13 protein-coding genes are annotated in these 13,861 nt (G+C 70.5%); 7 read left to right on the forward strand and 6 right to left on the reverse strand.

Annotated features, from left to right (window positions below; translation table 11 throughout):
* Positions 1-274: 274 nt before the first annotated feature.
* The gene (locus tag O7629_RS06480) at positions 275-1,285 is read right to left on the reverse strand and encodes a DUF1152 domain-containing protein (protein WP_278168106.1); all 1,011 of its coding nucleotides are present in this window, start codon (positions 1,283-1,285) and stop codon (positions 275-277) included.
* Between the two features lie 411 nt (positions 1,286-1,696).
* On the opposite strand from O7629_RS06480, the gene O7629_RS06485 reads away from it, so the two are divergent.
* The 5 genes from O7629_RS06485 (at position 1,697) to O7629_RS06505 (ending at position 6,031) form a co-directional block, all read left to right on the forward strand.
* Positions 1,697-3,301 (forward strand): ricin-type beta-trefoil lectin domain protein, encoded by a 1,605-nt coding sequence (locus O7629_RS06485; protein ID WP_278174428.1) that lies wholly within the window; start codon positions 1,697-1,699, stop codon positions 3,299-3,301.
* Between the two features lie 45 nt (positions 3,302-3,346).
* The gene (locus O7629_RS06490) at positions 3,347-4,699 is read left to right on the forward strand and encodes a cellulose binding domain-containing protein (protein WP_278168107.1); all 1,353 of its coding nucleotides are present in this window, start codon (positions 3,347-3,349) and stop codon (positions 4,697-4,699) included.
* Positions 4,700-4,899: 200 nt separating this feature from the next.
* Positions 4,900-5,322 (forward strand): DUF2089 domain-containing protein, encoded by a 423-nt coding sequence (locus tag O7629_RS06495; protein ID WP_278168108.1) that lies wholly within the window; start codon positions 4,900-4,902, stop codon positions 5,320-5,322.
* Positions 5,319-5,579: a hypothetical protein gene (locus O7629_RS06500; protein ID WP_278168110.1), complete on the forward strand. Its 261-nt coding sequence runs from the start codon at positions 5,319-5,321 to the stop codon at positions 5,577-5,579. Before O7629_RS06495 ends, O7629_RS06500 begins: the two co-directional genes overlap by 4 nt.
* Positions 5,580-5,599: 20 nt before the next feature.
* Positions 5,600-6,031, forward strand: coding sequence for a hypothetical protein (locus tag O7629_RS06505; protein WP_278168112.1), 432 nt, complete (start codon positions 5,600-5,602; stop codon positions 6,029-6,031).
* A 177-nt stretch (positions 6,032-6,208) separates the two neighbouring features.
* On the opposite strand, the gene O7629_RS06510 is transcribed toward O7629_RS06505, so the two are convergent.
* Positions 6,209-6,919, reverse strand: coding sequence for a DNA alkylation repair protein (locus O7629_RS06510; protein WP_278168113.1), 711 nt, complete (start codon positions 6,917-6,919; stop codon positions 6,209-6,211).
* 12 nt (positions 6,920-6,931) lie between these two features.
* Positions 6,932-9,124 carry an RNA polymerase recycling motor ATPase HelR gene (gene helR, locus O7629_RS06515; protein WP_278168114.1) on the reverse strand — a complete coding sequence of 731 codons (2,193 nt, stop codon included), beginning with the start codon at positions 9,122-9,124 and terminating at the stop codon, positions 6,932-6,934.
* A 208-nt stretch (positions 9,125-9,332) separates the two neighbouring features.
* On the opposite strand from helR, the gene O7629_RS06520 reads away from it, so the two are divergent.
* Both O7629_RS06520 and O7629_RS06525 read left to right on the forward strand, forming a co-directional pair.
* Positions 9,333-9,737, forward strand: a complete 405-nt coding sequence (locus O7629_RS06520) for a hypothetical protein (protein ID WP_278168115.1) — start codon at positions 9,333-9,335, stop codon at positions 9,735-9,737.
* The gene (locus O7629_RS06525) at positions 9,719-10,153 is read left to right on the forward strand and encodes a PIN domain-containing protein (protein ID WP_278168117.1); all 435 of its coding nucleotides are present in this window, start codon (positions 9,719-9,721) and stop codon (positions 10,151-10,153) included. The genes O7629_RS06520 and O7629_RS06525 overlap by 19 nt, the downstream gene beginning before the upstream one ends.
* A gap of 103 nt (positions 10,154-10,256) precedes the next feature.
* Here the strand turns inward: O7629_RS06525 and O7629_RS06530 are convergent, their stop codons facing one another.
* From O7629_RS06530 to O7629_RS06540, 3 genes are read right to left on the reverse strand one after another with little or no spacing between them, the layout of a single operon-like run.
* A complete protein-coding gene (locus tag O7629_RS06530; RefSeq protein ID WP_278168119.1) occupies positions 10,257-11,669 on the reverse strand; it encodes an MFS transporter in 1,413 nt (470 codons plus the stop codon).
* Complete coding sequence (locus O7629_RS06535) at positions 11,666-12,826, reverse strand: AMP-binding protein (RefSeq protein WP_278168121.1); 1,161 nt, start codon at positions 12,824-12,826, stop codon at positions 11,666-11,668. Before O7629_RS06535 ends, O7629_RS06530 begins: the two co-directional genes overlap by 4 nt.
* A complete protein-coding gene (locus tag O7629_RS06540) occupies positions 12,823-13,848 on the reverse strand; it encodes a hypothetical protein (protein WP_278168122.1) in 1,026 nt (341 codons plus the stop codon). The genes O7629_RS06535 and O7629_RS06540 overlap by 4 nt, the downstream gene beginning before the upstream one ends.
* Positions 13,849-13,861 lie beyond the last annotated feature (13 nt).

A 13,861-nucleotide genomic window follows, 5' to 3' on the forward strand; every position in this document is an offset into this window, starting at 1 on the left:
CGAAGCAACCGGCGGGGTGGGTGCGGTCGAGGGACGACCGCCACCACGCGCCGGTGCCGCGCCAGGGTGGACGGAACTGCCAGACCGCTGGTTGTGGGTGCGCCACTGCTGCTTCACGTCGTCGAGGCGGCCCTGGAGCAAAGTCAGCATCTATATTTACCAACATCGTTATCTGGTGGTACGGCATCAGTCAAGACTTCTTGCCCGACCGGCGCCACCGACCAGCCAGAACGACGCCGGCACCTGGTCCGTGCGGGCAGGGCGGGCAGCGCGTTCAGTGCGGGTACGCGCGAGGGATGCGGGTGGCAACCTCGTCGCGGAACGCTTCGATGCGCGTGATCACCTGCCGTCTGCCGTAGGTGTTCTCGATCCGGTCGAGGTAGAGGCACCGGGCGGCGAGCGCGTCGAGGCCGACGGTGAAGTAGACCGCCATCAGCGGGTTGACGAACAGCGCGCTGCCGCTGGTGCGCCTGGTGAAGTGCACGTCGCCGAACTCGCCGGCGGTGGCCGCCGCGATCTGCCCGTTGACGATGCTCGGCCGCTGCGGTGTCGCTGCCTGGGCGTCGGCGACCGCGTCCCGGTAGAGCGTGGCTTCCCTGCTGGTGCGGGGGATCGACAACGCCCCGAGGTACCCGCCGTCGCGGTCCAGCGCGGCGATGTTCTCCAGCACCTGCACGTGGTTGACGCCGTGGTAGGCGTCGATGCCGAAGCCGAGGCAGGTCACCAGCTTGACGGGGAGGTCGATGCCGGCTACGGCGGCGACGCTGGTGAGGTCCTCGACGGGGGTGCCGAGTGCGCTTTCGTCGCCGCGCAGCAGGATGTCGGTGCCGCCGTCGACCAGGACCACCGCGTCGATGTCGTGCCGGTCGATCAGGAAACGGTACGCGTCGCGCAGCGGCTGTACGCCGAGCGGTGGCAAGGCGTACACGGTGGACGGCAGGTCGTGGGCGGCCAGCCACCGGGCGAGGGTGCCTTCGGGGAAGTACCAGTCCGGGCTGGTCGTTTCCGGTGTGACGGCGACGACGTGTTCGGCCACCCACGCGTCACGGTTGACGAGTTCGAGTTCGGAGAACGACAGGTTGGCCAGGTGGACCCGCACGCCGCTGTGCCACAGCGCGAAGGCCAGCGGTAGTCCGGCGTACACGTCGAAGCCGCCGCCGGCACCGGCGATCAGGACGTTGCGGGCCGGGGCCAGCGCGGCGAACAGCGGCGGGGTGGTCAACGAGTACGGCGTCGGGCTCGCCGACGACGCGGCGGGGTTCGTCACCGCCTGATCATCGGTCATCGTGGCAAATGTGATCGCTAACCACGGTACGGCTGCCGGGCCCGGGTGGCGCGTCGCGCGGGCCGGCGCACCGGGCAGAAACAGTTCGACGAAGGCGCGAATCGGTTCTAAACGATGTCGGCAGCGACAACTCATTTACACCGACCGATGTCAGCGTTAACATTGCTGACACCTTCGTGACGTCGCCCGGCATCCGTACCACGGGAGCCGACCGGACCCGCCCCGACGGGACGGCCTGCAGGTCACCGGCCGCACCACCGGCCGAACGCCGGAGACGGCCGTCCCGCCTCCGGTGCCGGCTGCCCGACCGCCGTGGCGATGTCCATCCGCCACCGGTCGATACCGGTAGACAAGGAGATGCACGTGTGGAAACCCAAGAAGTGGCTGACTGCGGTCCTGGGCGTGCTCGCGATGACGCTCGCGACGACCGTGGCGAGTGAAGGCGTGGCCCCCACGCCGGCACAGGCGCTGGACAACGGGGTCGCCCGTACGCCGCCGATGGGGTGGAACACCTGGAACACCTTCGGCTGCAACATCAACGAGACGCTGATCCGCCAGATGGCCGACGCCATCGTCAACCACGGGCTGCGCGACCTCGGCTACAAGTACGTCGTCGTCGACGACTGCTGGTTCAACCCGAACCGGGACGCGCAGGGCAACCTGCAGGCCCACCCGCAGCGGTTCCCCAGCGGCATGAAGGCTCTCGGTGACTACCTGCACTCCCGTGGCCTGCTGTTCGGCATCTACCAGGTGCCGTTGGACCGGACCTGCGCCCAGTACTTCGGCTCCTTCCCCGGCGCCACCGGCAGCCTCAACCACGAGTACCAGGACGCCCGGCAGTTCGCCGCCTGGGGCGTCGACTACCTGAAGTACGACTGGTGCTCGCCGACCGGCACCATCAACGACCAGGTGGCCCGGTTCAGCATCATGCGCGACGCGCTCGCGTCCACCGGCCGGCCGATCGTCTACAGCATCAACTCGAACAGCATCCACGAGAAGACCGGACCGCAGCGCAACTGGAGCGACGTGGCCAACCTCTGGCGCACCACCGAGGACATCACCAACACGTGGGACAGCGGCCAGACAAACGGCTACCCGATGGGCGTCAAGAACATCGTCGACGTCAACGTGCCACTGGCCGGCTACGCCGGACCCGGCGGGTTCAACGACCCGGACATGATGGAGATCGGCAACGGCGGCATGAACGACACCGAGATGCGCAGCCACTTCGCGCTCTGGGCGATCATGGCGGCCCCGCTGATGATGGGCAACGACCTGCGCTCAGCCAGCACGGCGACGCTGAACATCCTGCGTAACCAGAACCTGATCGCCATCAACCAGGACTCCCTCGGGCTGCAGGCGGTCCAGATCTCCCATGACGGCACCCGTCGGGTGCTGGCCAAGCGCCTGGCCAACGGCGACGTCGCGGTCGCCCTGTTCAACCAGGGCAACTCGACCACGACGGTCTCCACCACGGCGGCGGCGATCGGCAAGTCCGGCTCCTCGTTCACCCTGCTCGATGCCTGGACCAACGGCACCTCGACCACCTCCGGCAACATCTCGGCGAGTGTCCCTGCGCATGGCACGGTGGTCTACCGGGTCAGCGGCGGCGGCACCGTCGACCCGCCGACCCCGACCACCTTCCGGCTGCGCAGCGAGTCGTCAGGCCGCTGCCTCGACCTGGACAACTCCAACACCGCCAACGGCACCGGCACGCTGATCTGGGACTGTCACAGCAACCCCAACCAGCAGATCACCCAGAACGGCCAGACGCTGCGGGTCCTCGGCAAGTGCCTGGACATCCCGAGCAACGCGACCAACGGCTCCCGGGTCGTGGTCTGGGACTGCCACGGTGGTGCCAACCAGCAGTGGACGCTCAACGGCAACGGCACGGTGAGCAGCGTCCAGTTCCCGTCGCTGTGTCTGGACGTCAACGGCAATGCGACCGCCAACGGCACGGCGGTAATCGTCTGGTCCTGCCACGGCAACGCCAACCAGCGCTGGGCCCGCGCGTAGCCGGACGCGTCCGTCTCCACTCACGGCGTCACTGGGAGATTCCTGATGCGTAGACCCAGATCCTTGTTCCGGCCGGTCGGCGTCGCGGCGGCGCTGGTCGCGGCGCTCACCGTCACCACCGTGGGCGCGGCGGCTGCCGCCCCCCGCACCTCCGCCGCCGACCCTGTCGGTATCACCGCCGCGTCCGACGACGCGGTCGGCATCACCGCCGGGACGGCCGGTTGCGGCCGCGCGCCGGGGCTGGCCAGCGGCACCCGTACGGTCCAGAGCGGCGGCCGGACCCGCAGCTACATCCTGCGGCTGCCGGACAACTACCAGCAGAATCAGCCGTACCGCCTGGTCCTCGGTTTCCACTGGTGGGGCGGTACGGCGGTCGACGTCGACACCGGACAGACCGTGCAGCGGGACGTCTGGTCCTACTACGGGCTGCGCCGGCTGGCCAACAACAGCACGATTTTCGTCGCCCCGCAGGGCATCGACAACGGCTGGGCCAACACCGGCGGCTCCGATGTCACGTTCGTCGACGATCTCCTGCGTCAGCTCGACGCCAACCTGTGCATCGAGACGACGCAGCGGTTCGCGCTCGGCTTCAGCTACGGCGCCGCGATGAGCTACGCCCTGGCCTGTGCCCGGGCCGACGTGTTCCGCGCGGTGGCCCTGTACGGTCCGCCCCGCGAACTCAGCGGATGCAGCGGCGGCACCCAGCCGATCGCGTACTTCGGGGCGCACGGCGTCAGCGACGTCATCGCCAGCGGCCGGGCGATGCGGGACCGGTTCGTCCGCAACAACGGCTGTACGCCGCAGAACCCGCCGGAGCCGGCGGTCGGCAGCCTGACCCACCGCACCACCACCTACTCGGGTTGCCGCGCCGGCTACCCGGTGGTGTGGGCGGCGTTCGACGGCGGCCACATCGCCGCACCGCAGGACGGTGCTCCCGGTGACAGCGGTACCCGGACCTGGCTGCCGGGGGAGACCTGGGACTTCTTCACCCAGTTCGGTGCCCCACCGGGTCCGGACCCGACGACCCCGCCGCCAGGGCCGACCACTCCGCCGCCCGGCCCGACGACCCCGCCACCGGGGCCGACCACCCCGCCGCCCGCGACCGGTGCGTGCACCGCGACGTACCAGACCATCGGTTCGTGGCCGGGCGGGTTCCAGGGCGAGGTGACCGTCCGGGCCGGTAGCGCGGCGATCAATGGCTGGACCACCCGGTGGACCCTCGCCGGTGGTCAGGGCATCAGCCAGAGCTGGAACGGTGCGCTGAGTGTCAGCGGGTCGACCGTGACCGTCCGGAACGTCGATTACAACGGCTCACTGCCGGCCGGCGGTACGGCGACCTTCGGGTTCCTCGGCACCGGCTCCGCGTCGAGCCCGACGGTGACCTGCAGCAGCCCGTAACCGTCCAGGGGCTTCGCCCCGCTCCCCGTGACTGGCGGCGGATCCCTCACCTGTCGACGCGTCCTGCGCGTCCGACAGGTGGGTGGGTCCGCCGCCAGTGGCATGTGTGGGCTGCTGGGCTGGCGAAATAAGAAAACTCAAGATCAACATCAAGAAAATCAAGATCAAGATGTGGTACGGACGAGAAAAGTGAGGTACAAATGAGTGGCGAGCACATCGCCGAGAGCAGGGGGAGCCGAGCAGTGGACTGGCAGGAGTTGACCGACCTGACCCGCGGGCAGCCGTTCGTGGTCGAGCGGGTGCGGCTGGCCGACAGCGGCGTCGCCGTCGAGGGCCAGTTCGACCCGCCGCAGCTGGCCCAGCTCGGCGCCGACGACCAGGTTTTCGTCGCCGCGTTCGTCCGGTCGCACGGGTCGATCAAGGAGATGGAGCGGATCTTCGGGGTGAGCTACCCGACGGTCAAGTCCCGGCTCAACCGGATCGCCGAGCAGCTCGATTTCGTCGAGCAGCTCGACATCGCCGACACCGGCCCGGCATCGGCCAGCGCCGAAGTCGTCGACCGGCTGCGCCGGGGCGAGATCACCGTCCGGCAGGCGCTGGCCGAGCTGGACGGTCCTCGATGATCCCGCAACTGGTGACGGTGCGCTGGCGTCAGGGCGACGGTCGCCGGCGGCGGCTGTGGGTCCCGGTCCTGCCGGTGCTGCTGATGCTGTCGCCACTGCTGGCGATCGCCGTCCTGGGCGGACTGGTCGCCTGCCTGGTCTACCGGATCAGCCCGACCGGTGCGCTGCGCGCCGCCGGAGGTCTGCTGTGGGCGCTGCCCGGCGCCCGTGTCGAGTTCGTGCAGGGCCGCACGGCCCTGCTCGTGATTGTCAGATGACAGCAAAGGAGAAGCCCGAGATGGACGAACAACGCCGCCAGATCCTGGAGATGCTGGCCGAAGGCAAGATCACCGCCGCCGAGGCCGAGCAGCTGATGGACGCCCTCGACCGGGAGCAGCCCGAGCCGGCAGCCAGCGGCCTACCCCGCCCGAAGGCCCGACCGAAGTACCTGCGCGTCCTCGTGGACTCGGCCGAAGGCTCCGGCGGTGACGGACCGGCCCGGATCAACGTACGGGTCCCGTTGCAGCTGCTGCGCGCCGGTGTCCGGCTGACCAGCCTGATCCCGCCGCAGGCGCTCGCCCACGTCAACGCCGAGCTGGGCAAGTCGGGGGTGCCGATCGACCTCACCCAGCTCAAGCCGCAGCACATCGAGGATCTGGTCGAGCAGCTCGACGACCTCACCGTCGACGTCGACCAGCCCGACGCCAAGGTGAAGGTCTTCTGCGAATGACGTCGCCGCGATCGCGTCGGCTGCCCGCCCGGACCACGGGGTCGGGCGGGCAGCCGCAACCGGCGTGAACCGCGTCGAGGTGAGGGCTACGCACGTCATCCCTGCGGTGTGAGGTGCGTGCGCCTCACCTCGACGCGATCGGACGATTCGTCGCGGTACGGAAGCCGGACCGGGCGGTCAGGCCGTGCCGGCGAGGTACGCCGCGCGGCGCTGCGGCTCGAACTTCTCGATGGCGTAGCGCAGCATCACTCGCGGCATGTCGCGTTGGTGCCGGGTCAGGAACGCCTCGGCCACCGTACGATCGCGGTTGCCGACCTCGCGCAGCATCCAGCCGACCGCCTTGTGGATCAGGTCGTGCGGGTCGTGCAGCAGCCGCTCGGCCAGCCGCAACGTCCAGTCGAAGTCCCCGACCCGGATGAAGGCGAACGTCGCGATGATCGCGATCCGCCGGTCCCAGACCAGCTCCGAGGCGGCCAGCCGGTCCAGCACCGTCCGATCCTTGTCGATCAACCAGGGCCCGACGATGTACGGGGCGCACGAGTCGACCAGGTCCCAGTTGTCGATCCGGTCGGTGTGGGCCAGCACGGTGTCGAAGATGGCGGCCCGCTGCCGCTGCCTGCCCTTGTCGAACATGCGCACCAGGATGAAGATCGCGGTCAGCCGCTCCTCGTGCACCTCGCTGGTCAGCAGCCGGATCGTCTCGGCCAGGGACAGGTCACGCCAGTACCGGCCGGCCACCCGGCGTTGGTCCGGCACGGGTACGCCGAGCGCCCGGTCACCCTCGCCGTACCCGCCGGGTTGCATCTGCAGGGACCGGTGCGTCTGCTCGGCGCGACGCGGGTCGGCGAGGTCGGCGAGTGCCCGGCGGACATCGTCACAGGTGGCCATCGACCGCCGAATCTACCGCTGCCCGTCGCCGGACAGCACGACGAGCTGACCGGTGGCGCGGGTCATCGCCACGTACCGGTCGACCGCGCCGGTGACGCCGTCGCCGAACGACGCCGGGTCGACCACCACCACCAGGTCGAACTCCAGCCCCTTGGTCAGCCCGGGGGTCAGCGACCGGACCCGGGGCGTCGCCGGCAGGGCGGCGACATCGACCGGCGGTACGCCGATCACGCAGACCGTGCCGTCGACGTGGTCGGCCAGCCAGCCGTCCAGGATCTGCCGCAGGTCGGCGACCGGCCGCTGCATGACCGGGACGCCGCCGTGTCGGATCGAGGTCGGCACGTTGGCGTCCGGCAGCGCGGCGCGGATCACCGGTTCGGCGTACGCCATGATCTCGGCCGGCGTCCGGTAGTTGACCGTCAACGTGGCGACGTCGACCCGGTCCAGGCCGACCCGGGCGAGCCGGTCCGGCCACGACTGCGTGAAGCCGTGCCGGGCCTGGGCGCGGTCACCGACGATGGTGAAGCTGCGCGACGGGCAGCGGCGCAGCAGCATCTGCCACTGCGCGTCGGTCAACTCCTGCGCCTCGTCGACCACGATGTGCGCGAACGGGCCGGCCAACGCGTCCGGGTCGGCGTCCGGCCCGCCCGTCTCGTCGATCAGCGTTTCCTGCAGATCCTGGTGGCGCAGCATCGCCAGGACGCCTTCGCCGTCGTCGTAGCTGTGCGCGTCGAGCAGGTCGTCGATCACCCGGGCCCGGTGGACCCGTTCGACGGCCACCGCCGCCCGGTGCCGCCGCTCGCGGTCGGACGCCTGTGCGTCGCCGAGGCGCAGCCGGGCCGCGTCCAGCAGCGGCAGATCGTCGACCGTCCAGGCCCGAGGGTCGGCGCGCTGCAGCGTACGGATATCGGCCGGGTCGAGCCACGGCGCGCACCGGCGCAGATAGGCCGGGACCGACCACAGGTCGGCGACGATGTCGGCCGGGTCGAGCAGCGGCCAGGCCCGGTTGACCGCCGTACGCAGCGCCTGGTTCTGTTCCAGTGCGGCGCGGACCTGGTCTTCCGGCTCGTCGCCGTCGTAGCGGCCGACCAGAATGGTCAGCAGTTCGTCCATGATCTGGTCGCGGGCCTCGTTGTGCGGCACACCCGGCCCGGGTGCGGCGAACGCGTCGGCCCAGTCGCCGGGAGTGAGGGTCAGCTCGGTCCAACCGGTGGCCACCGTCGTCGCGGTCTGCGGCGGCTCCTCGTAGAACCGGACGGCCGCCTCGACCGCCGCCTCCCACCGCGCCGACGACTTCAGCCGGGCTACCTCAGGGTCGGGTTCGGCCGCTGCGCCTGCACCCTCGGCGACCAGGCCGGCCAGGGTGCAGGTCTGCACGTCGTCCTCGCCGAGGTTGGGCAGGACGTCGGCGACGTACGCCAGATAGGGCTGGTGCGGTCCGACGAACAGCACCCCGCCGCGACGCTGGCCGAGTCGGGGGTCGTGGTAGCGCAGGTACGCGGTGCGGTGCAGGGCGACGACGGTCTTGCCGGTGCCGGGTCCGCCGTCGACGACGAGCGCACCAGCCGAGCCGGCGCGGATGATGGCGTCCTGGTCGGCGGCGATGGTGGCCAGCACGTCGCGCATCCGGTCCGACCGGTGCCCGCCGAGGCTGGCGATGAAGGCCGACTGGTCGTCGAGGGCGGCGTGCCCGTCGAGCGCGTCGGCGCTGAACACCTCGTCCCAGTAGTCGCTGATCCGGCCCATCGTCCAGCGGTAGCGGCGGCGGCTGGCCAGGCCCATCGGGTTGCCGTGGGTGGCGCCGAAGAACGGCTCGGCGGCGGGGGAGCGCCAGTCGAGCAGCAGTTGACGGCCGGTGTCGTCGGTCAGACCCCGCCGTCCGACGTACACCGGGTCTGAACGGTCGTCGGGGACCATCCGGCCAAGACACAGGTCGAGGCCGAACCGGCGCAGCGCCCGCAGCCGTACGGTGAGCCGGCGAACCTCCTGGTCGCGGTCCACCGCCCGCCGGCCCTTGCCGGCCGGTGCCTTCCGGGCCGCGTCGAGCCGCTGCGACAGGTCGGTGGAAAGCTGGTCGAGGCGGTACGCGATCGCCGCGAAATGCCGTTCGTCGTCGGCGATCAGTTTCGGGTCGGCCTTGGCGTGCAGCCGGTCGGGGAGATCGAAAGCGCTGGTGGTCAGCGGGCGCACCTCGATCAGCTCCATTCTCGGGTCGGCGAAAAAGCGCAGCGTCCAGCGGCCGGCGAAAATGCCGGAGAACTGGCGTAGGAATGCGATTGTGCGCGACGACCCGGGTCTTGCCGCAAGACCCCCTATGCGCTATATGTTGATAGTGGCGGCAGTAAGGGAGCTGACCCGTCGTCCGCTTCGATGGTGACGGCGCGAGGTTCCTACCGCTGGTAGCATTGGCCGTATGGCTGTCGAACCGCTCCCGCCGGGCGCGGGTGACCCCGCGGATCGCCTGCGTCTGATGCTCCCGGAGATCCTGGAGGCGATTCGTGACCCTGGGGCAGCGTCGCCCGACCTGCTGGCTGAGTTGGAAGCAGCCGTCGTGGGCGAGGCGTCCGGCGCTGGCCGCAGGCTCCGGCTGGTCGGCCGCGCACGCAAGGTGAGTGTGTCGATGCCGGAAGACTTGACTATCGCCGTGCAGCAGCGGGTGGGCCGGGGGGAGTTCAGCCAGTACGTGACCGAAGCGGTCGCTCGACAGCTTGAGTTGGATCTCATCGGGGAGCTTTCGGATCTCCTCCGCTCGGAGCACGGACCTGTGCCACCTGACGCGTTGGACGAGGCGAGGGCGTCATGGCCAGACGGGCGGTAGGAACAGGTGGCACGCTGGTACTCGACAGCGAAGGCCTGGTAAAGCTCTCACAGGGCGACAACAAGTCGAGGGCCTTCCTGGAGGCGGCCCGGGAACGCGGCGCCAGAGTCGTGGCGAGTGCTGTCACGCTGACGGAGGTCCTTCGAGGTGGGCCGCGTGATGCCCGCCTCCACAGGGTGCTGTCGAGGATCGTGGTGCAGCCGGTGAGCCCGCAGATCGGCAGGCGGGCAGGTGAACTTCTCGGAGCGACCGGGCTGTCGGGGCACCGTTGTGCCATCGACGCGGTGGTTGCCGTTACCGCTCTGGAGATGCCGCGTCCCGTCGTGCTGCTGACCAGCGACCCGGACGACATGAACCGCCTCGTCGAGGAGCTGGACCGGCCGAAGGCGCAGCGGGTCGTGGTGATGCACGTCTGACGGCTCACGTCGCGCCGCGGATAGATCACCTGGGCTCCGCGCGCCGAGGCGTCACGCCGGTGGCGAAGTCAGTGGGCCACGGTCAGGCCGGCGACGACCGCCGTCACGGTTGCGATGTCGTCCTGGTCAGGTTCGGGCCGGCGACCAGGCAGGCGATACCGCCCAGCACCGCCACCCCGGCCAGCAGCAGCATCGCCGCGCGGGCCGCCCCGACGGTGACGACCTCGCCGATCTGACTGTGCAGCAGGGTGCCGACGGCTGCGGCGCCCAGCATCGAACCGATCTGCAACGAGGTGATCAGCACCCCGGACGCGGCGCCGGCCTGCTGCTGTTCGACGTCGGACAACGCGACCACCGCCAGCGGGGTGAACAGGAACGCGTTGCCGACACCGATGACGCACATCGGGGCGACGAACGCCGTCCACGTCGCACCGTCGCGCATCTCGATCGCCGCCCACGCCATGCCGGCGACGGTGGCCGCCGCCCCGACCAGCAGCAGGTAGCGGCCCTGGACGCGGTCGGCGAGTCTGCCGGCCACCGGGTCGAGCAGGGTGGAGAACAGCGACGCCGGCACGATCATCAGCCCGGCGGCCCACGCGTCGAGGCCGAGCACCTGCTGGAAGTACAGCGACAGCACCAGCACCAGGCCGATGACGGTGCCGGAGGTGGTCAGCGAGAAGCCGTTCATCAGCGGGAAGTTGCGCCGCCGGAACAGCGCGAACGGCACCAGCGGCTCCCGGTCCTGGCGGCGGCGCTGCTGCGTGAGGAAGGCCACCACGAACAGCCCGGACACGCCGAGCGTCGCCCAGATGCCGGCGTTCCAGCCGTACCGTTCGCCCTGACTGATGCCGAACGCCAGGCAGAACAGCGCCGCCGAGGCCAGCACCACCCCGGGCACGTCGAGCCGGCGGCGGACGCGTTGCGCGACCTCGGGCAGCACGAGCCGGCCGACCACGAGCATCAGCAACCCGAGCGGCAGGTTCAGCCAGAAGATCCACCGCCAGTCGAGGGTGCTGACCAGCACCCCGCCGGCGGCCGGTCCGCTGATCGCGGCGATCCCGCCGACCGCGCCCCGGATGCCGAACGCCGTGCCCCGGCGGTCCGGCGGGAAGGCCTCCATCAGCAGGGCGAGGGTCTGCGGGGTGAGCAGCGCCGCGCCGAGACCCTGCACCGCGCGGGCGGCGATCAGCTGGCCGGGCCCTTGGGCCAGGCCGGCGGCGACACTGGCGGCGGTGAAGACGGCGACCCCGAGCAGGAAGATCCGCCGGCGGCCGTAGAGGTCACCGAGCCGGCCGGCGGTGATCAGGGCCATCGCCAGCAGGAAGATGTAGGCGCTCAGCGACCACACCACCTGGTCGGCCGACGCGTCGAGGTCGGCCATGATGCTGGGTACCGCGACGGCGAGCACCGCCACGTCGAGCTGGGTGAGGAAGTACGCCAACGACAGGACGGCCAGCACCGCCCACGGGTTGCCGCGCAGTCTCGTCAGCAGCTTCGGCTCGCTCACGGTCGTCATCCGGTCGGCTCCAGCCAGATCATCGGGGGGATCTTGTTGGTGCGGTCCACCCGGCGCAGCCGCGGCACCTGTTCGACGGCGACCGCCGTCGGGTGGTGCTGGGCGACGACGCCCAGGTCGTAGAACTGGTGCAGCAGCCGGGTGCGTACCGCCGCCGGGTCGGCGTCCCCGGTGTAGTGCACGGTCACCGCGCTGACCGAGTGGCGCTCGCCGGCGGCCCGCCGCAGCAGCAGCTGTGCGTCGCGTACTCCTGGTGCGGCGCGGACGATGTCCAGCACCGTACCGATGCCGACCAGCGCGCCGTGCAGCTTGATCGCGTCGTCGGCGCGGCCCAGCACCCGCAGCGCGTCCGGTCGGCCGCAGCCGCAGGCCGCCGCCGCGACCCGGTCGCCGAGCCGGTACCGCACGGTCGGCACGGTCCAGCCGTCACCCACTCTGGACAGCAGGGCGCCGGCGTCGTCGGGCTCGAGCACCTGGTCGGGCATCAGGTGCAGCACCGAGGTGTCGCACGCCGGGGTGTTCGTGGCGATGACGTACGTTTCGACCGAACCGTAGTTGCCCCAGAGCTGGACCTGCGGGAACGCCTTCCGCACGATGGTCGCCTTCTCCTCGGTCCACGGCTCGGCCATCCAGATGATCTTTTCGATCGGGGTGGCCGCGCCCGCGTCGAGTACGCCCCGGGCCAGGTCGGCCAGGGCCGTCGGGGTGCCGGCGACCGCGTTGACGCCGAGCCGACTCAGGGTCGGCAGCCAGCCGTCGACCTCCTCCGGGGTGATCGGACCGAACGGTGCCACGTCGGCACCGCAGCGTCCGGCCAGCTCCTGCATGTAGTAGTGCGACGCCCACAGCCGGCCGGGGGTGAACAGGTTGAGCAGCAGGTCACCGCCGACCAGCGGTCGCCACTGCCGCAGCAGCCGGTCGATGGCCTGGTGGTACGCCACGTAGGTGAGCTTGGGCTGCCCGGTGGTGCCGCCGCTGGACAGCAGCAGCGCACCGGTCCGCCGGGTCACCGCGTGCGATACGGCGAAGATCTCGTCCGGTCCGGTGACCGGCAGGTCGGCGAGTCCGGTGGCGGTGTCCGGCACGGCCGGGGCACCGGCGGCGGCGTTGCGTCGGGCCTGGTCGCGCAGCGCGTCCCAGGGCACCGCGCCGATCATCCCGGCCGCCGACGCGACTGGTCGTCACCGGCGGCGTGCCACCGGGCGAATCCGGCCAGGTACGCCTCGAACCGGGCCCGCACGATCGCCCGGGCGGCGGCGTCCTGCTCGGGAATGCCGTTGAACGCGACCGCGCCGTCGAGTTCGATCTCCGACACCCAGTGCCGCTCGCCGTCGAAGAGGAAGTCCAGAGTGAAGTACGGCGTGGGCAGCCGTTCGGCGACGTAGGCGACGGTGTCGGCGAGCTCCGGCGGCAGAGCGGAGTAGCCGCGTTCGTGCCGGCCGCCGCTGGCCTTGGTCACGGCCAGGCAGTAGCCGTCCTTGTAGCCGTACAGCACGGTGTGTGCCTGCCCGTCGACGACATACACCCGCTGTTCGCGTACCACCTTGAGGTAGGGCTGGGCGACCAGCGCGGTGTCCGAGCCACCGGCGAGTCCGATGAGACCTTTCAGGTCGTTCATGTTGTGTACCACCGAGATGCCCAGGCCCATGCCCCAGTAGGCGGGTTTGACGATCAACGGGAACGGCAGCGCGGCGAGCGCGGCGTCGCTGTGACCGGCCATCGCCTCCCGGCCGCTGCCCACCCGGATCGTCGGCAGCAGCGGGATCGGACTGCCAGCCAGGTGCACCACGCTGGCCAGCTTGTCCTCGCCGATGTAGGACAGTGCCGGTGGGATCGGCAGGTAGAAGCCGAGCCGTTCCAGGATGGTGAACAGGAACACCTGGTTGCACACGTCCTGGGTCTGGTGCGGCAGGGAGTACAGCGAGGTGACGAAGATGGTGTCGGTCGGGGTGACCGGCTCACCGTTGAGCCAGACTTTGGGCTGGCCCGGGTCGGTCGCGTCGACCGCGACCTCCTCGGGCTTGTTCACCGTGAACTCCAGGCCCAGGTCGGCGGCGATCTCCTGGTACGGCCCCCAGACCGCCTCCTGCTCGGCCTGCCGTACCCAGGCGGTGCCCCGGTCGGGGTAGATCCAGCTGAGGCGCCGCGCCGTACTGGGCGCGGCCGTGCGATCGGTCAATGCCCTCTCCCTT

Source organism: Solwaraspora sp. WMMD792 (genome assembly GCF_029626105.1).
In the GTDB taxonomy this organism is placed as follows: Bacteria; Actinomycetota; Actinomycetes; order Mycobacteriales; family Micromonosporaceae; genus Micromonospora_E.

Coding starts and splice junctions, on each gene's coding strand:
- O7629_RS06480 (WP_278168106.1), bottom strand. CDS start 1,285: ATGACCGATGATCAGGCGGTGACGAACCCCGCCGCGTCGTCGGCGAGC.
- O7629_RS06485 (WP_278174428.1), top strand. CDS start 1,697: ATGACGCTCGCGACGACCGTGGCGAGTGAAGGCGTGGCCCCCACGCCG.
- O7629_RS06490 (WP_278168107.1), top strand. CDS start 3,347: ATGCGTAGACCCAGATCCTTGTTCCGGCCGGTCGGCGTCGCGGCGGCG.
- O7629_RS06495 (WP_278168108.1), top strand. CDS start 4,900: ATGAGTGGCGAGCACATCGCCGAGAGCAGGGGGAGCCGAGCAGTGGAC.
- O7629_RS06500 (WP_278168110.1), top strand. CDS start 5,319: ATGATCCCGCAACTGGTGACGGTGCGCTGGCGTCAGGGCGACGGTCGC.
- O7629_RS06505 (WP_278168112.1), top strand. CDS start 5,600: ATGGACGAACAACGCCGCCAGATCCTGGAGATGCTGGCCGAAGGCAAG.
- O7629_RS06510 (WP_278168113.1), bottom strand. CDS start 6,919: ATGGCCACCTGTGACGATGTCCGCCGGGCACTCGCCGACCTCGCCGAC.
- helR (WP_278168114.1), bottom strand. CDS start 9,124: ATGGAGCTGATCGAGGTGCGCCCGCTGACCACCAGCGCTTTCGATCTC.
- O7629_RS06520 (WP_278168115.1), top strand. CDS start 9,333: ATGGCTGTCGAACCGCTCCCGCCGGGCGCGGGTGACCCCGCGGATCGC.
- O7629_RS06525 (WP_278168117.1), top strand. CDS start 9,719: ATGGCCAGACGGGCGGTAGGAACAGGTGGCACGCTGGTACTCGACAGC.
- O7629_RS06530 (WP_278168119.1), bottom strand. CDS start 11,669: ATGACGACCGTGAGCGAGCCGAAGCTGCTGACGAGACTGCGCGGCAAC.
- O7629_RS06535 (WP_278168121.1), bottom strand. CDS start 12,826: ATGATCGGCGCGGTGCCCTGGGACGCGCTGCGCGACCAGGCCCGACGC.